This is a genomic window from Mesorhizobium sp. M6A.T.Ce.TU.002.03.1.1, from assembly GCF_003997275.1.
GTDB lineage: Bacteria > Pseudomonadota > Alphaproteobacteria > Rhizobiales > Rhizobiaceae > Mesorhizobium > Mesorhizobium mediterraneum.
Genome location: NZ_RZTI01000073.1, coordinates 1 through 18057 on the forward strand (window position 1 = coordinate 1; position 18057 = coordinate 18057).

Annotated in this window: 21 protein-coding genes, 1 pseudogene and 1 riboswitch; of the genes and pseudogenes, 9 read left to right on the forward strand and 13 right to left on the reverse strand. The window is 63.6% G+C overall.

The genetic code is table 11. The annotated features are described in order from the left end of the window. A partial coding sequence (locus EOC93_RS20560) for a metallophosphoesterase (protein WP_127205527.1) occupies positions 1–521 on the forward strand: 521 nt, incomplete at its 5' end. Positions 522–637: 116 nt separating this feature from the next. Here EOC93_RS20560 and EOC93_RS20565 read toward each other — a convergent pair. Both EOC93_RS20565 and EOC93_RS20570 read right to left on the reverse strand, forming a co-directional pair. Further along, positions 638–1828, reverse strand: a complete 1191-nt coding sequence (locus tag EOC93_RS20565; RefSeq protein WP_095489130.1) for an NADH-quinone oxidoreductase subunit D — start codon at positions 1826–1828, stop codon at positions 638–640. A 72-nt stretch (positions 1829–1900) separates the two neighbouring features. Further along, positions 1901–2341, reverse strand: coding sequence for a hypothetical protein (locus EOC93_RS20570; protein WP_095489131.1), 441 nt, complete (start codon positions 2339–2341; stop codon positions 1901–1903). A 235-nt stretch (positions 2342–2576) separates the two neighbouring features. On the opposite strand from EOC93_RS20570, the gene EOC93_RS20575 reads away from it, so the two are divergent. Further along, complete coding sequence (locus EOC93_RS20575) at positions 2577–3014, forward strand: CBS domain-containing protein (protein ID WP_095489132.1); 438 nt, start codon at positions 2577–2579, stop codon at positions 3012–3014. 181 nt (positions 3015–3195) lie between these two features. Here the strand turns inward: EOC93_RS20575 and EOC93_RS20580 are convergent, their stop codons facing one another. From EOC93_RS20580 to EOC93_RS35400, 7 genes are all read right to left on the reverse strand, one after another. After that, positions 3196–3555: a nuclear transport factor 2 family protein gene (locus EOC93_RS20580; RefSeq protein ID WP_127205528.1), complete on the reverse strand. Its 360-nt coding sequence runs from the start codon at positions 3553–3555 to the stop codon at positions 3196–3198. 55 nt (positions 3556–3610) lie between these two features. After that, complete coding sequence (locus tag EOC93_RS20585; protein ID WP_095489134.1) at positions 3611–3826, reverse strand: hypothetical protein; 216 nt, start codon at positions 3824–3826, stop codon at positions 3611–3613. After that, positions 3823–4047 carry a hypothetical protein gene (locus EOC93_RS20590; RefSeq protein WP_095489135.1) on the reverse strand — a complete coding sequence of 75 codons (225 nt, stop codon included), beginning with the start codon at positions 4045–4047 and terminating at the stop codon, positions 3823–3825. Before EOC93_RS20590 ends, EOC93_RS20585 begins: the two co-directional genes overlap by 4 nt. Continuing rightward, complete coding sequence (locus EOC93_RS20595) at positions 4044–4742, reverse strand: hypothetical protein (protein ID WP_245461502.1); 699 nt, start codon at positions 4740–4742, stop codon at positions 4044–4046. The genes EOC93_RS20590 and EOC93_RS20595 overlap by 4 nt, the downstream gene beginning before the upstream one ends. Before the next feature lie 279 nt (positions 4743–5021). Beyond that, complete coding sequence (locus EOC93_RS34885) at positions 5022–5258, reverse strand: hypothetical protein (RefSeq protein WP_245330107.1); 237 nt, start codon at positions 5256–5258, stop codon at positions 5022–5024. After that, a complete protein-coding gene (locus tag EOC93_RS20600) occupies positions 5191–5841 on the reverse strand; it encodes an FAD-dependent oxidoreductase (protein ID WP_245330094.1) in 651 nt (216 codons plus the stop codon). The genes EOC93_RS34885 and EOC93_RS20600 overlap by 68 nt, the downstream gene beginning before the upstream one ends. 2 nt (positions 5842–5843) lie before the next feature. Then, on the reverse strand, positions 5844–5969 hold the full coding sequence (locus EOC93_RS35400; protein WP_280953402.1) for a hypothetical protein: 126 nt from the start codon (positions 5967–5969) through the stop codon (positions 5844–5846). 134 nt (positions 5970–6103) lie between these two features. On the opposite strand from EOC93_RS35400, the gene EOC93_RS20605 reads away from it, so the two are divergent. Together EOC93_RS20605 and EOC93_RS20610 are read left to right on the forward strand one after the other, a co-directional pair. Further along, positions 6104–7474, forward strand: a complete 1371-nt coding sequence (locus EOC93_RS20605) for an aspartate aminotransferase family protein (RefSeq protein WP_127205529.1) — start codon at positions 6104–6106, stop codon at positions 7472–7474. 357 nt (positions 7475–7831) lie between these two features. Further along, positions 7832–7943, forward strand: a riboswitch (TPP riboswitch). Continuing rightward, the gene (locus EOC93_RS20610; protein ID WP_095489260.1) at positions 7934–8542 is read left to right on the forward strand and encodes a YkoF family thiamine/hydroxymethylpyrimidine-binding protein; all 609 of its coding nucleotides are present in this window, start codon (positions 7934–7936) and stop codon (positions 8540–8542) included. Its footprint overlaps the riboswitch before it by 10 nt. A gap of 9 nt (positions 8543–8551) precedes the next feature. Here the strand turns inward: EOC93_RS20610 and EOC93_RS20615 are convergent, their stop codons facing one another. The 4 genes from EOC93_RS20615 to EOC93_RS20630 form a co-directional block, all read right to left on the reverse strand. Then, complete coding sequence (locus EOC93_RS20615) at positions 8552–9661, reverse strand: alcohol dehydrogenase family protein (protein ID WP_127205530.1); 1110 nt, start codon at positions 9659–9661, stop codon at positions 8552–8554. An 8-nt stretch (positions 9662–9669) separates the two neighbouring features. After that, a complete protein-coding gene (locus tag EOC93_RS20620) occupies positions 9670–11049 on the reverse strand; it encodes an aspartate aminotransferase family protein (protein ID WP_127205531.1) in 1380 nt (459 codons plus the stop codon). A 35-nt stretch (positions 11050–11084) separates the two neighbouring features. Continuing rightward, on the reverse strand, positions 11085–12578 hold the full coding sequence (locus tag EOC93_RS20625) for an NAD-dependent succinate-semialdehyde dehydrogenase (protein WP_127205532.1): 1494 nt from the start codon (positions 12576–12578) through the stop codon (positions 11085–11087). Between the two features lie 131 nt (positions 12579–12709). Beyond that, complete coding sequence (locus tag EOC93_RS20630; RefSeq protein ID WP_164759216.1) at positions 12710–13192, reverse strand: Lrp/AsnC family transcriptional regulator; 483 nt, start codon at positions 13190–13192, stop codon at positions 12710–12712. 93 nt (positions 13193–13285) lie between these two features. On the opposite strand from EOC93_RS20630, the gene EOC93_RS20635 reads away from it, so the two are divergent. From EOC93_RS20635 to ehuD, 5 genes and pseudogenes are all read left to right on the forward strand, one after another. Further along, positions 13286–14671, forward strand: coding sequence for a PLP-dependent aminotransferase family protein (locus EOC93_RS20635; protein ID WP_127205534.1), 1386 nt, complete (start codon positions 13286–13288; stop codon positions 14669–14671). A gap of 124 nt (positions 14672–14795) precedes the next feature. Next, positions 14796–15581 carry an ectoine/hydroxyectoine ABC transporter ATP-binding protein EhuA gene (gene ehuA / locus EOC93_RS20640; protein ID WP_127205535.1) on the forward strand — a complete coding sequence of 262 codons (786 nt, stop codon included), beginning with the start codon at positions 14796–14798 and terminating at the stop codon, positions 15579–15581. Between the two features lie 87 nt (positions 15582–15668). Next, entirely contained in the window at positions 15669–16520 is an 852-nt protein-coding gene (ehuB, locus tag EOC93_RS20645; RefSeq protein ID WP_127205536.1) for an ectoine/hydroxyectoine ABC transporter substrate-binding protein EhuB, read from the forward strand. Positions 16521–16708: 188 nt separating this feature from the next. Further along, positions 16709–17368, forward strand: coding sequence for an ectoine/hydroxyectoine ABC transporter permease subunit EhuC (gene ehuC / locus EOC93_RS20650; RefSeq protein WP_127205537.1), 660 nt, complete (start codon positions 16709–16711; stop codon positions 17366–17368). A gap of 16 nt (positions 17369–17384) precedes the next feature. Next, positions 17385–18045: pseudogene (ehuD, locus tag EOC93_RS20655) on the forward strand (ectoine/hydroxyectoine ABC transporter permease subunit EhuD). Positions 18046–18057: the final 12 nt, after the last annotated feature.

An 18057-nucleotide genomic window follows, 5' to 3' on the forward strand; every position in this document is an offset into this window, starting at 1 on the left:
CGGTCGTCGCCGGGCTCGGCAGCCATGACTATGAATCCGGCGCGGTCGAAGACGTCGCCCACATCCTTCGGCAGGCAGGCGTCCATCTTCTTGACGGCCAGACGACGGAAATCAAGGAGGTCGGCTTTGTCGGCGTGAAGGGTTTCATTGGCGGTTTTGGGTCACGCATGCTCGGCTCTTTCGGTGAGCCGGCGATCAAGGCGATGGTTGCTGAAAGCGTCAGCGAGTCGATGCGGCTCGAAAACGCAATGCGGCAGGTTCGCACCGAACGCACGCTCGTCGTCCTGCACTACGCTCCGGTCATCGAGACGGTCGCTGGCGAGCCGTTGGAGATTTTTCCGTTCCTGGGCTCGTCGCGCCTGGCGGAGACGATCGATCGGTTCAAGGTCACCGCCGTGGTGCATGGCCACGCGCATCGCGGCGTCTACGAAGGCCGCACACCCGGTGGTGCCCCGGTATATAACGTCGCCATGCACGTGGCGAAGCCGACCGGCCGTCCCTACGCCTTGCTCGAAATCTGAAACACTCTGCGCGCCGTTAGAGCGGGATGCGTTCAAGTTGACCTAGGCTTCCCGCTCTAACGATTTGTTTAGCCGCATTTCTGCGACGCCAAGTGATTCCACTTGGCTGCAAAATGCTAGCGATCGATCTCGCCGAACACGATATCGAGCGACCCGATGATCGCAGCGACATCGGCGATCATGTGCCCCCGCGACAGAAAATCCATCGCCTGCAGATGGGCAAAGGACGGCGCCCGGATCTTGCATCGATAAGGAATATTGCTGCCGTTCGAAACCAGATAGACGCCGAACTCGCCCTTTGGCGCCTCAACCGCGGCGTACACCTCTCCTTCGGGCACGCGAATACCCTCCGTGTAGAGTTTGAAATGGTGGATTGTCGCTTCCATTGAGCGCTTCATCGTCGCTCGCGGCGGCGGCGTGATCTTCTGGTTCGGGACCGCGACCGGCCCGCGGCCCTCGGGCGATCTCAGTTTCTCCAGGCATTGCTTCATGATCCGGACCGATTGGCGCATTTCCTCCATGCGGACGAGATAGCGGTCATAGCAGTCGCCGTTCTTGCCGACCGGAATGTCGAAGTCCATCTCGGGGTAGCATTCATACGGCTGTGCCTTGCGCAAATCCCATGCCGCTCCCGACCCGCGCACCATGGGGCCGGAGAAGCCCCAGGCCCAGGCATCATCCTGCCCGATCACACCGACATCGACATTGCGCTGCTTGAAGATGCGGTTGCCGGTGAGCAATTCATCGAGGTTGTCGCAGACCTTGAGGAACGGGTCGCAGAAAGCCCAGATGTCGTCCAGAAGCTTCGGAGGCAGGTCCTGGTGCACGCCGCCGACCCTGAAATAATTCGCATGCATGCGGGCGCCGGAGGCGCGCTCGTAAAAGACCATCAGCTTCTCGCGCTCGGCGAAACCCCAGAGCGGCGGGGTCAGCGCGCCGATGTCCATGGCCTGGGTCGTGACGTTGAGGAGATGTGACAAGAGCCGGCCGATTTCGCAAAAGAGAACACGGATAAGCTGTCCGCGCTTCGGCACCGATATTTCGAGCAGCTTCTCGGCGGCGAGGCAGAACGCATGCTCCTGGTTCATCGGCGCCACGTAATCGAGCCGGTCGAAATAGGGCAAGGCCTGCAGATAATTCTTGTACTCGATGAGTTTTTCCGTGCCGCGGTGGAGCAGGCCGATGTGGGGATCGGCGCGGTCGACGATCTCGCCGTCCAGTTCCAGCACCAGCCGCAGGACGCCGTGAGCAGAAGGATGCTGCGGCCCGAAGTTGAGGGTGAAGTTGCGAACTGCGGCTTCGACCATGACGATGCTCCGCTGTACTGGGTTTTCATGGCCGAAGCCGGGTGCTCCGGTCAGCCACGCCCGGCCCGCCGATCATGTGGTTGTCTGGATGATCAGCGTCAGCATGCCATCGCCATCGATGTTGGCAGCGACAACCTGCGAGGAATCCAGCCCGCTCGCCGCCAGCGCCGTTGCTGCCTGCGGCGACGCATCGATCGAGCTCTGCAGGGTGAGCAGATCTTCAACGCTGGTCTGGGTGATCACGGCCTCGGCTTGTGTCTTGAGTTCCGGAGGCAAATCCTCGAGGGCGACGATCGCAATCCCGGTAAAGTTCTGGTCGGTGAAACCCTGATCCGGCAGCGCTTGATCCGGCAGGGCTTGGTCGGGCGGCGTTTGGTTAGGCAGGCTTGGATCGGGCAGGACTTCCGGGGCCGGGGGTGCGATTTGGGGAAGCTGCGGGTTGGTGGATTGCGCGTGGATCGGCTGCGCCAGGGCCAATCCCGAAAGGGCAGCAATAGTCGTCAACATGCGCATGATCGTTCCTTCCGTTTTCCGTTTTGCTCGGGGAGGATCACTTGGTCACCACTCAACCATTGTGCCGGACTATGGTTCCCGTCGTCACGGATATGGCCATTGGTGGAAGCTCTGCCGCATCGCCCATCCGGTCGCGCGTGGTCGAAACATGGAACGATTCCGAAAGGCATTCATTCCTCCCTAATCACATCTTGATCACGGGTTCGGCGGGGCGCTTCACCTCGAGGAGAAAGCCATGAGAATCAGCGAGTGCATGACACAGAATGTTCAGGTCGCCAGTCCGGAGCAGTCCTTGCGGGATGCCGCACGAGCCATGGCCGATCTTGACGCCGGTGTTCTGCCCGTCGGCGAGAATGACCGGCTGGTCGGCATGATCACGGACCGCGACATTGCCGTCCGCGGCATCGCGGAGGGCAGAGGTCCTGACGCCAAGATCAGGGACGTGATGAGCGCGGAGGTGCAATGCTGCTTTGACGACCAGGAAGTCGACGATGTCCTTCAGAACATGGGCAATCTCAAACTGCGGCGAATGCCGGTGATCAGCCGCGACCGGCGGTTGGTTGGCATTGTCTCGCTCGGCGATCTCGCCGCGAATGGCGAGGCGGCCTGGGCCGGCGAAGCGCTGGGCGGCATTTCGCAGCCGGGCGGCGACCATTCGCAGACAGCGCACTGATGCATCATACATCATAATTGAATTCGAAGTTCCTGCTCCATCGCCGGCATCGTCGCTCGGGAACTTCGAAATCCAAAACTGCACGGTTTCGCGCCTTTGCGCTACAGCGCCGTGCGCCCGTTCGCATGATCCACCGGGAAAATCGATTCCGATTTTCCGGGGTCATGCGTCGGGCCCGATGTTATGCAACGGAGAATCGATCGATGACCCACAGCCATGTTCCGTCGCCTTGGCGGCGGGCGACCTCGGCGGTCACGGTGCCATCGGGAAGATGGGTTGAGGTGAGTGCCAGGTCTCCGCTGACAACAGCCGGGGCCTGATTTCCGGCAGCAAATTTTCGGCCCGTTGCGGTGATCTCCGCGAAGAGTGCCCGGATCGCTTCCCGGCCACGCGTCAGCTGCCCTTCACCGCTGTCGACGACGGCGTTCTGCTCAAAAAGCGCGGCCATGCCGTCGATGTCTCCCACCCACTGCCGGGAAATCAGCAGGCGCTCCAAATCCTGGGGATCATGCGCCGGCTCACGGCCTGGCTCATCGGTCATGGCGACACTCCTCCGATGCTCTCATGAACTACAGGTTCTCACGAACTGCAGGGTCTCATGAGTTGCAGGCTGCTGCAAAGGCCTTGGCGGCTTGGGCACTGCCCTTGAGGGAAACATCGTAGGTGGTTTCGCCGCCGAGGTTGATGTGAAGACTGCTTCCGGATGCGATCCAGCCCAGCAGTGGATCCTTGGCGCTAGCCTTGAATACCGGCATGGACGCCAAGGTCAGGGAGACCTGGATTTCCCCGAGGTAGAGCAGCGTGGCGATCATCCTCCCCGGTCGACATCGCGGTCCGCAACTCGCCATTTAGCGGCGCCGGCGCGGCGCCGGTGGCTGCGGCCCTCGTTGAGGAAGTCGGCGATCCTTGCCGCCAACTTCGCCGAGGCGAAGGTGAGCAGCCGGTCGTGATGGACGACGGGCTCGTCGTTCTCATTGTCCCAGATCTCGAACCGGCAGCTTGGGTTCGGTATAGCTTCGAAACGGTGCTTCATATCGATGGTCCCGGTCGTTTGGTTGCCTTGGGCGGTCGAGGATGCAAGGGCATGGGCCGTGCCGTGGTGGGCAGTGCGGGCGCGCTTTCGCCAGCGCTGTTGGCAAACAGGAGAAGGTCGGCCCTGGCCCACAGCAGATAGCAGGCAAGCAATGTCAGCGGCGCGGCAACGAGGGCAGGGGAACCGCCCAACCACACCTCAGGCAAGGCGGCGCCCATCGACAGCGCCGCCGCGAGCATCGCCGGCAGGCGGCTGGCCAGCACCGCACTGCGGAACGGATCGGGCCATCCAGCCGGCCACCCGGGCACGCTGGCGCCGGGCCTGTAGGCGGCGCTGCCGATCTTGCCGAGCGCATGCAGCAGTCCGGCGGTCGCCGCCAGCACCGGCTGGCCGAACAGGAACAGTGCCGCGCCAAGCCCGATCGCGCCGATCCCCGACAGGAGATCGGCGAGGCGGTTAAGCGCTGGATCGGGGACATCCCGCCCGGCCCAGGCGCGGTGATAGACCTCGCCGCTGCAGAAGAAGACCAGCGTTGCCAACGTCAGCGCCACCGCACTGCTGCTGCCAGCGAAATAGTCGAACAGCGCGGCGCCGCCGCGCATGCCGGATCCCTGAGGGGCGGCGAGCTGGATCGTGACGCCCATCACCAGCCCGAGCGCGTTGCCAAGATTGTAGTAGCCGCCAGGACCGGCCATACGCGCCGGATCGCCGCCGCAAATCGTGAAAGCGCCTCCGCGGTCCGGCCAGGACCCGCAGCCTTCGGTTTCGCGTCGAGACTCGACGGCTCGAAGGACAAGAGCTCGGCCAGCGCCGAGGCAGTGCGCCATTCGGATAGCGCGTCGTCCCGGCGGAGTGGCGCGTGATCGTTGTCGAATCGCATCGAACCCTCCTCGTCATGGAGCCGACGGTTCCGGAGAGCTCGAGGCCTCCGGTGATCGGCTGTGATCGACAGACCGAGGTTCTGCGACCCCGGCTTACGGATGGCTTACGGGCGTTTGGATTATGCCTTTGGCAGCGGCACGCCCGCGCGGTGTCGGCTCGGGTATGGGATAGACCAGCCGCGAGAACGGCGCCCGGCCGGCGACCGAAAAATAATTGCCCTTGGCATAGCGAAGTTCCGGCACGAATTGCGGGTCGAGCCCGTCAAGTGAGCGGGCAAGCGTCGTGGCGCCAAGCCCGGCGGCGTTGATGAAGCGCGGTGCCGATCTCAAAGCGCTCGCCGCTGGTGCTATCGACTGTGTCGAGAACGATGCGCCCACCCTCGATGCGGCCGCAGACGATGCGGGTGTTGAGGCTGAGTGCCGCCCCGTGCTCCTCTACGTCGCCCCGCAAAGCAAGCATCAGGGCGTGGCTGTCGATGATGCCGGTGGCGGGCGACAGCAGGGCGGCCGTGCACCGCAGCTTGGGCTCCAGCGCGCGTGCCCCTGCTGCGGTCAAGGGTGTCAGGTCGCCCGCGCCGCAAGCAGAGGCGTTGGCCAGAATGGAAGCAAGCACCGGCTCCTGTTCGGCATCTGTGGCGACGATGAGCTTGCCGCAGCGCGCATGCGGAACCGCCCGCTTCTCGCAATAACGGTAAAGCTGTTCCCGGCCTGCCACGCAGAGCCGGGCCTTCTGCGATCCGGCCGGATAGTAGATGCCGGCATGGATGACCTCGGAATTGCGCGAACTCGTTCCGGTGCCGATGGCATTCTCGGCCTCGAGGACCAGGGTGTCCATCCCGCGCTGCGCCATCTCTCGCGCGATCGCGAGGCCAATGACGCCGGCGCCGGCGACGATGCAGTCGACGTGGTCCATGATCAGGCCACCTCAGCCTTGTTGTTGTGCCTGCTGGTGAGCCGTTCGGGAATCATGTCTCGGCGATGCGCACAGCCGGCTTGGCGCAGCTTCTCGCGTTCCAAGGCCTCGAAGCTGAAATTCTGCATGTCTTTGTCCATCCGCCAGCCCTTCCGAAAGGGCTTGACACCCTTACAAGAAACAGATGCACCAAACACCATTAATGCCAGAGGCGATGCGCGCCGAACGGCGGCAGGACCCGGCGTGCAGGACAGGACCCATCATGGACGCTCGACCGAATTCTCCCGAAGCTCGCGACATCAGCTATCACATGCACGGCTACACCAATGCCCGCAAGCATGAGGAAGCAGGGCCGCTCGTCATCGAGAAGGGCGACGGCATCTATGTCGAGGATCTGGCCGGCAACCGCTACATCGAGGCGATGGCCGGGCTTTGGAGCGTCGCGGTCGGCTTCTCGGAGAAGCGGCTGGTCGATGCGGCGGTGCGCCAGATGTCCAAGCTGCCTTATTATCACGACTTCGGCTCCAAATCGCATTCGCCGCTGATCGATCTCGCCGAGAAGCTGGTGCAGATGGCGCCGGTGCCGATGAGCAAGGCGTATTTCACCAATTCCGGCTCCGAGGCCAACGACACGGCCATGAAGATGATCTGGTACCGGTCGAATGCGCTCGGCCAGCCGGCACGCAAGAAGATCATCAGCCGCATTCGCGGCTATCACGGCGTCACCATCGCCTCGGCAAGCCTGACCGGCCTGCCCAACAATCACATTTCCTTCGACCTGCCGATCGCCAGTGTGCTGCACACGTCGACGCCGCACCATTGGCGCGAGGCGCTGCCAGGCGAGAGCGAAGAGCAGTTTTCGAGCCGGCTTGCCGACGACTTGGAAAAGCTGATCCTGGCCGAGGGCCCGGAAACCATCGCCGCCTTCTTCGGCGAGCCGATCATGGGCGCCGGCGGCGTCATCGTTCCGCCGGCCGGCTACTGGGAGAAGATACAGGCGGTCCTGTCGAAGTACGACATCCTGATCGTCGCCGACGAGGTCATCTGCGGTTTTGGCCGAACCGGCGAGATGTTCGGTTCGCAGACCTTCGGCATCAGGCCTGACATCATGGTGCTGTCGAAGCAGATCTCTTCTTCCTACCTGCCGATCTCGGCCCTGCTGATCAACGAGAAAATGTTCGAGCCGATTGCCGACGAAAGCAATCGGATCGGCACCTTCGGTCATGGCTTCACCGGCGGCGGCCATCCCGTCGCGGCGGCGGTCGCGCTCGAGAACCTGAAGCTGATCGAGGAGCGCGACCTTGTCGGCAATGCGCGCACGGTCGGCGCGCATATGCAGAAACGGCTGCGCAACCTCGCTTCGCACCCGCTTGTCGGCGAGGTGCGTGGCGTCGGCCTGATCGCGGCGGTCGAACTGGTCGGCGATAAGGTGACCAAGACGCCGTGGGAGACGGCCGGCGCGCTGGGCGGGCTTGTCAACGGCTTCATGCAGCAGAACGGCGTCATCTCGCGCAACATGGGCGACGCGCTGGCCTTCTGCCCGCCGCTGATCATCACCGAGCCCCAGGTCGATCAGATGATCGACGCGTTTGAAAGATCGCTCGAAGCCGCAGTCAAGCAGGTCGGACTATAGGGCTGAACAGCCCACCCGAAGGCAGAGGCTGAATGGGCGTTGGTGATTGGCGAAAGCCGAAGCGGTATCCAATCTCCCCCCTTGCGGGGGAGATGTCCGGTAGGACAGAGGGGGGTGTGAAGGATCGCCAACTTTCGACTTCAGCCTTGCCAACCCGAATCAGCTTGAGGGCGCGGCTGCGATCGATTGACAGGTCGGAGGGAAGCACCCCCCTCTGCCTGCCGGCATCTCCCCCGCAAGGGGGGAGATCGGCAGCTTCGGCGGCGCCGCCAAGCTCGGTAATTGGTCTGAAGCGATTGCTGGGAACGATTGCCCAGGACCATTACTTGAACATCCTTTGCGCAGGTGCTACGTCGCCCATATCGACAGGGGCGCTCCGTATTGCCGGGGCTGAGATGGTGGGTGCAAGCCTTCGGTCCCTCAAGCTGATCTGGGTAATGCCAGCGGAGCGAGGCGACCATGTTTTCAGGTGCACAGATTTCCCTGTATCCGATGTGCGACGATTTTGTCGACGTCATCCTTGGGGCACTTTCGGCGATGGACCCCTATCGACCGAATTTCCGCATCGAGACCGACGACATCTCGACGCTGATCGTCGGCCCGCCGGAACAGCTTTTCCCGGCCATGCGCGACCTCTTCGCATCGGCGGCGGCAAGTGACGTGCATTGCGTGTTGTCGGCGACGGTGTCGCGCGGCTGTCCGGGCGAGCCTGACGATCCGATCTGCACACCGATTTCCGGCAGCAGCCACGAGCTGTCCCTGGCCGAGCGCATCGGCGCGGCGCGGGCGCATGTCGACAGTGCGAAAAAGCTTGGACAGGAGGTCGCCGCGCAGTTCTCGCTCTATCCGCTCGGCGAGGGCCATCACATGGACGAGATCTACGGCTGTATCGACTTCCTCAAGACTTCGGGCGTCTTCGACAGGTCGAAGAATTTCTGCACGAAGCTGAAAGGCGACGCCGGACCGGTGTTCGCGACGCTGTCGGAAGCCTTCCTTCGTTTCGGCGCGCCGCAAGGCCATGTCGCGCTCGATCTCACCGTGTCGGCGAATAGCCCGAGTCCTTGTTAGTGTTGGCTGTCAACGGGTTGCAGCGAAATCCGAAACAGCATCCGGAACGACCACCAGCTTGCCGACAAAGTCCTTGGCAATGAAATCAGCCTGGGCGCGGTGGAAATCGGAGAGCTTGTAGACGCCGCCGACCAGCGGCCGGATCTTCTTGTCTTCGATGTAGCGAACGATACGGCGGAAGTCGTGCCGCGTGCCCTGGCTGGAGCCATGCAGCTGCAACTGCTTGAGATACATGGTGCGCAGATCGAGCTGCACGACCGGGCCGGCAATTGCGCCGGCTGTGGTGTAGCGGCCTTCGGGCCTGAGGATGCGCAGCAGATCGTTGAAGATCGCACCGCCGACCAGGTCGGCCACCACGTCGATCGGCTGGCCGCCGGTCGACTCATTTACCGCAGCCGGCAGGTCAGCCACGCCACGGGTGATCACCGCCTCGGCGCCGATGTCGAGCACGGCCTGTTCCTTGCCCTTGCCGACGACGGCATAGGGGATGGCGCCGCGCGCCCGCGCCAGCTGCACGATGCCGGAGCCGACGCCGCCCGACGCGCCGGTGACCAGCACGCGCTCGCCGGCCTTCAATGCGGCGCGTTCCAGCATCTGCTCGCCGGTGAGATAGGCGCAGCAGAAGGTGGCGAGTTCGACATCGGTCAACTCGGTGCCGACGACATGGGCGTTCTCGGCCGGCACGGTCTGATACTCGGCATAGCCGCCGTCACGGCCGTGGCCCATATAGTCGATGTCGGCGAGTGAATCGTCGTCGCGGTTGTAGATGGAGAAGTCGACCATCACCCGCTCGCCGATACGGTCCGGCGAGACACCATCGCCGACTGAGACGATGTGGCCGACCGTGTCGGTGCCCTGGATGCGCGGGAAGGTCAGCGTGTTGCCCTGACGCCGCCAGGTCGATACGGCGGCAGCATCTTCCTCCGTGCCATAGGCGCCCTGTCGCACCCAGACATCGGTGTTGTTCATGCCGCAAGCGGTGACCTTGATCAGCACTTCGTCAGGGGCGGGCGACGGCACTTTCACGTCGGTGCGGTAGACGAGCTTTTCCGGTCCGCCGTGACCAGTCAGCTGCACGGCGGCCATGGTGGCGGGGAGGGTTTTGGTCATGGCGTTCATGTCAGTTTTCAGATGTTGGCAAACACGCTCTTCACCGCATCCGCCGTCTTCGACACGACGATGTCGGCCTCTTCGCGCGTCAGGCAGAGCGGCGGCGCGAAGCCGAGAATGTCGCCTTGCGGCATGGCGCGGCCGATGACGCCGCTTGCCGCAAGGGCGGTAGCGACCTGCGGCCCGATCTTCTGCGAGGCGTCGAAGAACACGCGGTCGTCCCGGTCGGCGACGAACTCGATTGCCGCCAGCATGCCGTCGCCGCGGACGTCACCGACATGTTTGTGGCCGCCGACGGCTTTCGTCAGTTCGGCGCGGAAATAGGCGCCGGTCTCGCCGGCGTTGGTCACCAGGTCCATCTCGTCGATCAGCTCGAGATTGGCGACGCCGGCGGCAACGCAGATCGGATGCGCCGAATAGGTCCAGCCATGGCCTATGCTGCCGAGCTTGTCGGAACCCTGCACCAGCACCTGCCAGACCTTGTCTGCGACGATGACGCCCGACAGCGGCGCATAGGCCGAGGTCAGGCCCTTGGCGATGGTGATCAGGTCGGGCTTGATGCCGTAGTGGTCGGAGCCGAACATGGTGCCCAGCCGGCCGAAGCCGGTGACCACTTCGTCGGCGACCAGCAGCACATCGTATTTCTTCAGCACCGCCTGGATCTTTTCCCAGTAGAGGACGGGCGGCGGCACGATGCCGCCGGTGCCGAGGATCGGCTCGCCGATGAAGGCGGCGACCGTGTCCGGGCCCTCGGCCAGGATCATCTCTTCGAGCTTGTCGGCGCAGTGTTGGGAAAACTGTTCCTCGCTCATCGAGCGGTCGGCGCGGCGGAAATAGTAGGGCGCCTCGGTGTGCAGGATCGGCGCACGCGGCAGGTCGAAGGCGTTGTGGAACAGGTCGAGCCCGGTCAGCGAACCGGTCATGACGCCGGAGCCATGATAGCCGCGCCAGCGCGAGATGATCTTCTTCTTCTCCGGCCGGCCGAGCACGTTGTTGTAGTACCAGATCAGCTTGATGTTGGTCTCGTTGGCGTCGGAGCCGGAGAGGCCGAAATAGACCCTCGACATCCCTTGCGGGGCGCGGTCGATGATCATCTTGGAGAGCGTGATCGACGCCTCGGTGCCGTGGCCGACATAGGCATGGTAGTAGGCGAGGTTCTTGGCTTGCGCGGCGATGGCGTCCGCGATTTTCTGGCGGCCATAGCCGACATTGACGCAGTAAAGCCCGGCGAAAGCATCGATGCTCTTGCGCCCATTATTGTCCCAGATGGTGACGCCTTCGCCGCCGGCGATGATGCGGGTCGGGCTCTCGCCGCGCGCGTGGGTGCCCATATGGGTCGAGGGATGGAAGAAGTGGTCGCGGTCCCAAGCGGCGAGTTCGTTGGACTGGTCGAGCATCTTTTTTACTCCTAAGGAAAAGTGTGGGGCGCGGCCTAGGCCACATCCAGGCAGAGGTATTTGAGATCGGTAAAGGCTTCGAGCCCATGGCGCGAGCCCTCGCGGCCGATGCCGGACTGTTTGACGCCGCCGAACGGGATCGGCGCGCCGGTGATCTTGACCCGGTTGATGGCGACCATGCCGTAGTCGAGCGCGCGGCCCATGCGCAACTGGCGGCCGCCGTTCTCGGTGACGACATAGGCGACGAGGCCGTACTCGGTGGCGTTGGCGCGGGCGACGACTTCCTCTTCGCTGTCGAAGGGCGTCACCGCGGCGACCGGACCAAAAGTTTCCTCGCGCATGATCAGTGCGTCGTCGGTGACATCGGCCAGCAGGGTCGGCTGGTAGAACAGCGGTCCTGCAGAATCGCGTTTGCCGCCGGTGAGGCAGCGTGCGCCATGGGCGAGCGCATCGGCGACCTGCTCCTCGACCTTCTTGACGCCGCGCTCGTGCATCAAAGGCCCGATGTCGGTGTCATCGGCCAGGCCATTGCCTGTCCGCAACGCGTCGATGCGCCTGGCGAAGGCGGCGCAGAAACGATCGTAGATCGGGCGCTGGACATAGATGCGGTTGGCGGCGAGGCAATCCTGGCCGGACGTGGCGAATTTGGCGTCGACGGCGATGGTCACAGCCTTGTCGAGATCGGCGTCGGCAAAGACGATCAGCGGCGCATGGCCGCCAAGCTCCATCACCAGCCGCTTCATCGTCGGCGCACTTTGCGCGGCGATCAGCCTGCCGATCTCGGTCGAGCCGGTGAAGCTCATGGCCCGCACGCGAGCGTCTTCGCACATCCGCCCAACGATGGTCGAAGCCTTGCCGGTGAGAACGTTGAAGACGCCTGCCGGCAGGCCGGCGCGTTCGCCGAGCTCGGCCAGCGCCAGTGCCGATAGCGGCGTTTCAGACGAGGGGTGCGCGACGATGGTGCAGCCGGCGGCAAGGGCGGCGGCCGCCTTGCGGGTCAGCATGGCCGCGGGAAAATTCCACGGCGTGACGACGCCGACGACACCAAGCGGCTCGCGCCGCACCATCATCTCGGCGTTCGGCAGATGGCTGGTGACGCTCTCGGCGTTAAGGCGTTTTGCCTCCTCGGCATACCACTCGACGAAAGAGGCGGCGTAGTCGATCTCGCCCCGCGCTTCCCTAAGCGGCTTGCCCTGCTCGAGCGTCATCAAGAGCGCCAGATCCTCTTTGGCAGCGATGATCAGGTCGAACCATTTTCGTAGGATTTTCGAGCGCTCCTGCGGCAAAAGTCCGCGCCAGGCGGGAAAGGCGCGCGATGCCGCGTCGATCGCCTTGCTCGTCTGCCTGCTATCGAGCGCGGCAACCCAGGCAACGGTGGCGCTTGTGGCAGGATCGGTCACCTCGAAGCTCTCGGCGGCCTCACTCGCCGTCCAATGGCCGTCGACATAGGCGAGCTCGCGCAGCAGCCGGCGGTCGGCGAGGCGGTCGAGTGCATCATGGCGGTGTGGGCGGGCAAAATGCGCGGACATGTTCGAGGTCTCCCGATGTCGAGGCGATGTGGAGAGACTATGCGCGCGGTGCAGACAGAGAGACTGTTTCAACGCCGTTGCGTAGAGAGATTGTCTCTATTGCATCGCCCGGGTAGACGATCTCTCTAGCGTTACGACGACACCGGCAGCAGATCCGCCACCGGCAAGGAAATCTCCTCCTTCACCGTCTTGGTGACGATGTAGGTGAAATAGCGGTCGATGCCGATCTCGCGTTCGAGCAGCGCGTCTACGAGCCGCTGATAGGCGTCGATGTCGCGCGCCATCACTTTCAGCAGATAGTCGACGCCGCCGCCCACCGACCAGCAGGCAACGATTTCGGGAACATCGCGGATGACGCGCTCGAAGCGGTCGAAATCGGCTTGTCGGTGGCTGGCCAGCGTCACCTCCATCAGCACGGTTGCGACCGGCGCGACGGCGCGCATCGCAACCTTGGCGTGATAGCCGGAGACGATGCCGGCCTTTTCCAGCTTGCGCAGCCGCATCCAGCACGGCGTCGGCGACAGGCCAACCTTGTCGGCCAGCGCCAGCTTGGTGATGCGCCCGTCGCGCTGAACCGCGTCGAGGATTTTGAGGTCGATCTGATCGAGTTTCAATGCGGCCATGAGCGTCTGCTTTTTTCTTGCCCGACACCATGACGGCGCATTATTTCGATTGTCAATTGCACTGATTTCGATCTCTAATAAGTCATGACATTGTGGCGTCCAGATCCCGCGCTCATCCGGCGGCCGGCCTATCAATCGCTCGCCGACCAGTTTGCGCGTGCGATCCATGACGGGCGGCTGGCCAACGGCGCGCGGCTGCCGACGCATCGCCGGCTGGCCGACGACCTGAAGCTTTCGGTGCAGACGGTCAGTCGCGCCTATGAGGAACTGATCCGCCGGGGCCTGATCTCCGGCGAGATCGGCCGCGGCAGTTTCGTCCAGACGCAGCGCCGCGAGCCCGAGCCGCCATACCTGCCGGAGCGTCTTGGCGAGGTCATCGACCTCTCCATACTGAAGCCGGTCTGCGAACCGATGCATCTGGAGCGGCTGAAACAGGCGCTGGGCTGGCTTGCCGAGAACCTGCCGTCGAGCTCGGCGCTGTCGTTCCGGCCGAACATGGTGTTTCCGCGCCACCGCGCCGTGGCGGTCGACTGGCTGCGGCTCTGCGGGCTCGATGTGTCCGCGCAGAATGTCAGCCTGACCAACGGCGCCACGGCCGGCATGACGGTGGCGCTGATGAGCGTGGCGCCGCCGGGTTCGACCGTCGCCACCGAGGCGATCGGCCATCACACGCTGATCCCGCTGGCGCGCTATCTCGGCTTCAACCTCGAAGGACTGCCGATCGATGACAACGGCTTGATCCCGGAGGCGCTGGACGAGGCGTGCCGGCTTTCCGATATCCGCGCCGTGTTCGTGCAGCCTTCGGTGATCAACCCGACCGCAACACTGATGGATGCCGCGCGGCGCGAGCAGATTGCCGCGGTCGCGCGCAAGCACGACATCGCCATCATCGAGAACGACGTGCTCGGTCCGCTGGTCGAGGGCCGGCCGCCGCCGGTCGCTGTCTTCGCGCCAGAGCGCACGCTCTACGTCACCTCCTTCACCAAGATCGTGGTGCCGGGCCTGCGCATCGGCTATCTCGCGGCGCCCGACCGCTATGTCGCCGCCGTTGCCAACCGGCATCTCGTCTCCAACTGGATGGCGACGCCACTTGTGGCGGAGATCGCCACTAAATGGGTCGCCGACGGCACGGCGATGGAGCTCGTCCGCTGGCAACGTTCGGCGCTGCGGCGGCGGCAGGAGATCGCCGCAGAGGTGCTCGCCGGGGTCGACTACCGTGTCCATCGCGACGGATTGCATCTGTGGCTGCAGCTGCCCAGCGACCGCGCCGAGGAGAGTTTCGTCTCACAGGCCCGTTTGCAGGGCGTGGCGATCGCGCCAGGCACATCCTTCCGCATTTCGCAGGAGCCATGGCAGCCGGCAGTGCGGATCTCGCTGGGCTCGACCACCGAGGGGGAACTGCGCGCCGGCTTGAGCGTTGTCACCAAACTTCTGCTCGGCGATCCGGAGCATCTTCTGCTGGCGATCTAGGCAGACATTGCCGCGAAATTGTGCGGAGTCAGAAACATTGTCATGATATTATTTTCCTGATTGACATGATTTGACGCGTTCCGCATCGTTGAAGGCACCAGGTTCTCCAGCACGGGGAAATTCATTGTCCGCGCCCATCATCAAGATCGACGCCATTTCGAAAAGCTTCGGCACCTTCAAGGTGCTGGACGGCCTGTCGATGCAGGTCATGCCGCGCGAGAAGCTGGCGCTGATCGGCCCTTCCGGCTCGGGCAAGACGACGATCCTGCGCATCCTGATGACGCTGGAGAGGATCGACAGCGGCCACATCCAGATCGACGGCGAGCAGCTTTACCACATGGAGCGCAACGGCCAGTTGCTGGCCGCCGACGAACGGCATCTGGCAAGAATGCGCCAGAAGATCGGCATGGTCTTCCAGCTGTTCAACCTGTTTCCGCACAAGAGCGTCATCGACAACGTCACGCTGGCGCCGATCTTGACCAAGGGCATGTCGCGCGCCGCCGCCGAAAAGCGGGCGATGGAGCTGCTCGACATGGTCGGCATGGCCGACAAAGCCAAAGCGATGCCGGCACAGCTCTCCGGTGGGCAGAAACAGCGGGTGGCGATCGCCCGGGCGCTGGCCCTGCAGCCCAGGATCATGCTGTTCGACGAGGTAACATCGGCGCTCGATCCAGAACTGGTCGAGGAGGTGCTGAACGTCTTATGGCGACTCTGCTCCGAGACCGACATGACCATGCTGCTCGTCACCCACGAAATGGGTTTTGCCCATGATTTCGCCGACCGGGTTTTGTTCTTTGACCGCGGCAGGATTGTCGAAGAAGGCAAGCCCGACGAGATTTTCCGCAATCCCAAGCAGGAGCGCACGCAAGGCTTCCTGAAGAAGATCATCGCGGCTGGACATCGCGTCTGACCGCCATGCCAAAGCGGCGAAGCCGTCCTCAAGGGAGGCAACGCCGTCTCGAAGCAAACCAAGAAGAGAAGCAAGGAGTTGGGAACAATGAAGAAACTTGGCATTCTGGCCGGCGTCGCCGGTGTTGCACTGACCGCGATTCTGGCCGCCTCGACCGCGGGATCGGCCGACGACGGCAAGCTCGAAGAGCTCAAGGCACAGGGCTTCGCCCGCGTTGCCATCGCCAATGAGCCGCCCTATACGGCGGTTGCGGCCGACGGCAAGGTTTCGGGTGCGGCGCCCGATGTGGCGCGCGAGATTTTCAAGCGCCTCGGCGTCAACGACATCGTCGCCTCGATCTCGGAATATGGCGCCATGATCCCCGGCCTGCAGGCCGGCCGTTTCGACGTCGTCACCGCCGGCCTGTTCATGAAGCCGGAGCGCTGCGCGGCGGTCGTCTACTCGGAGCCGGTGCTGTGCGACGCCGAGGCGATGCTGGTCAAGAAGGGCAATCCGAAGGGCCTCAAGAGCTACGAGGATGTCGCCAAGGATGCCACCGCGACGATCGGGGCGCCGGGCGGCGGCACCGAGGAGAAGCTGGCGCTCACCGCTGGCGTGCCGCGTGACCGCGTCATCGTCGTGCCGGATGGCCAGAGCGGCCTGAAGATGCTGCAGGACGGCCGTATCGACGCCTATTCGCTGCCGGTGCTGTCGATCAACGATCTGGTCAAGAAGGCCAACGATCCGAACCTCGAAGTCGTCGCTCCGGTGGTCGGCGCGCCGGTCTATTGCGACGGCGCGGCGTTCAAGAAGGGCGACGAGGCGCTGCGCGATGCCTATGACGTCGAGCTGGCCAAGCTGAAGCAGTCCGGCGAATTCGCCAAGATCATCGAGCCCTACGGCTTCTCGGCCGCGGCGGCGATGTCGACGACGCGCGACAAGCTCTGCGCGGCGAAGTAGGTGCCTCTTTCCCTTCTCCCCGTTCACGGGGAGAAGGTGTCACGAAGTGACGGATGAGGGGCGGCACAAAGTTCTACGAAGCTTGCGCTGCCCCTCATCTGCCTGCCGGCATCTTCTCCCCGTGAACGGGGAGAAGGGGCCAAGACTACCGCCTCGCACAACTGTAAACATTGGAAACTCTTGATTTCATGACCCAATGGTCCGGCTATTTAGGCCTGATATTGCAGGGAGCGCTTGTTACCATCGAGCTGACGCTGATGGGGTCGGTGCTGGCCCTGGTCATGGCCTTTCTCGCCGGGCTAGGGCGGCTATCGCGTTTTTTCGCCATTCGGGCGCTGGCCACCGCCTATATCGAATTCTTTCGCGGCACCTCGATCTTCGTGCAGCTGTTCTGGGCCTATTTCGTGCTGCCCTTCATCGGCATTTCGCTGACGCCGCTGCAGGCCGGCGTGCTGGCGCTCGGCCTCAATGTCGGCGCTTATGCGGCGGAGGTGGTGCGCGGCGCCATCCAGTCGATCGGCCGCGAACAGTACGAGGCCTGCACCGCGCTCAATCTCGGCCGCTGGCAAGCCATGCGCCATGTCATCCTGCCGCAGGCGCTGCTGGTCATGCTGCCGACCTTCGGCAACAACGCCATCGAATTGCTCAAGGCCACGGCCGTGGTTTCGCTCATCTCGCTCACCGACCTGACCTTCCAGGCGCAAGTGGTGCGCTCGCAGACCGGCAACACGCTGGTGCCGTTCACCACCATCCTCATCATCTATTTCGCCCTTGCGCTGATCATCTCGTGGGGCGTCCGATCGCTTGAAAGGCGCATGGCGCGCGGCCTCGACGGGGTGCGCGTCTAATGGATCGGGCCTTATAATGGAGTGGGATTGGAATTTCGTCTGGGAGATCATGCCAACGCTGATCCAGGGCGTGAAGATCACCATCCTGGCGACGCTGCTCGGCTCGGTTCTGGCCGCGATCGTGGGGCTGGCCATCGCGCTGGCGCGGCGCTCGCCGAACAGGGGCTTGTCGCGCACCGTCGGCTTCCTCGCCGAGTTCATCCGCGGCACGCCACTGCTGGTGCAGCTCTATTTCATCTTCTACGTGCTGCCGGACATCGGTATCCTGCTGCCGCCGCTGGTGGCGGGCGTCATCGGCCTCGGCCTGCACTACGGCACCTACACGGCCGAAGTCTATCGCGCCGGCATCGAGAATGTGCCGCGCGGCCAGTGGGAAGCCGCCAAGGCCTGCAATCTGAACGCCAGGCAGACCTGGACCCACATCATCATGCCGCAGGCTATTCCGCCGATGATCCCGGCGCTTGCCAACTACTTCATCGCGATGTTCAAAGAGACGCCGCTGCTTTCGGCGATCACCGTGCTGGAATTGATGAACCAGGCCAAGAGTGTCGCCAACACCTATTACCGCTACGTCGAGCCGATGACTTTGGTCGGCGCCTTCTTCCTCGTCATCAGCCTATTTCTCGGTCGTGCTGCTGCGCTGGCTGGAACGCCGCTACGGGCGGATCGAAACATGACAGTGGTTCCTG

Excerpts from the sequence above, each read along its gene's own strand:
- EOC93_RS20565 (WP_095489130.1), bottom strand. The coding sequence starts at position 1,828 with ATGGTCGAAGCCGCAGTTCGCAACTTCACCCTCAACTTCGGGCCGCAG.
- EOC93_RS20570 (WP_095489131.1), bottom strand. The coding sequence starts at position 2,341 with ATGCGCATGTTGACGACTATTGCTGCCCTTTCGGGATTGGCCCTGGCG.
- EOC93_RS20575 (WP_095489132.1), top strand. The coding sequence starts at position 2,577 with ATGAGAATCAGCGAGTGCATGACACAGAATGTTCAGGTCGCCAGTCCG.
- EOC93_RS20580 (WP_127205528.1), bottom strand. The coding sequence starts at position 3,555 with ATGACCGATGAGCCAGGCCGTGAGCCGGCGCATGATCCCCAGGATTTG.
- EOC93_RS20585 (WP_095489134.1), bottom strand. The coding sequence starts at position 3,826 with ATGATCGCCACGCTGCTCTACCTCGGGGAAATCCAGGTCTCCCTGACC.
- EOC93_RS20590 (WP_095489135.1), bottom strand. The coding sequence starts at position 4,047 with ATGAAGCACCGTTTCGAAGCTATACCGAACCCAAGCTGCCGGTTCGAG.
- EOC93_RS20595 (WP_245461502.1), bottom strand. The coding sequence starts at position 4,742 with ATGGCCGGTCCTGGCGGCTACTACAATCTTGGCAACGCGCTCGGGCTG.
- EOC93_RS20600 (WP_245330094.1), bottom strand. The coding sequence starts at position 5,841 with ATGGACCACGTCGACTGCATCGTCGCCGGCGCCGGCGTCATTGGCCTC.
- EOC93_RS35400 (WP_280953402.1), bottom strand. The coding sequence starts at position 5,969 with ATGCAGAATTTCAGCTTCGAGGCCTTGGAACGCGAGAAGCTGCGCCAA.
- EOC93_RS20605 (WP_127205529.1), top strand. The coding sequence starts at position 6,104 with ATGGACGCTCGACCGAATTCTCCCGAAGCTCGCGACATCAGCTATCAC.
- EOC93_RS20610 (WP_095489260.1), top strand. The coding sequence starts at position 7,934 with ATGTTTTCAGGTGCACAGATTTCCCTGTATCCGATGTGCGACGATTTT.
- EOC93_RS20615 (WP_127205530.1), bottom strand. The coding sequence starts at position 9,661 with ATGAACGCCATGACCAAAACCCTCCCCGCCACCATGGCCGCCGTGCAG.
- EOC93_RS20620 (WP_127205531.1), bottom strand. The coding sequence starts at position 11,049 with ATGCTCGACCAGTCCAACGAACTCGCCGCTTGGGACCGCGACCACTTC.
- EOC93_RS20625 (WP_127205532.1), bottom strand. The coding sequence starts at position 12,578 with ATGTCCGCGCATTTTGCCCGCCCACACCGCCATGATGCACTCGACCGC.
- EOC93_RS20635 (WP_127205534.1), top strand. The coding sequence starts at position 13,286 with ATGACATTGTGGCGTCCAGATCCCGCGCTCATCCGGCGGCCGGCCTAT.
- ehuB (WP_127205536.1), top strand. The coding sequence starts at position 15,669 with ATGAAGAAACTTGGCATTCTGGCCGGCGTCGCCGGTGTTGCACTGACC.
- ehuC (WP_127205537.1), top strand. The coding sequence starts at position 16,709 with ATGACCCAATGGTCCGGCTATTTAGGCCTGATATTGCAGGGAGCGCTT.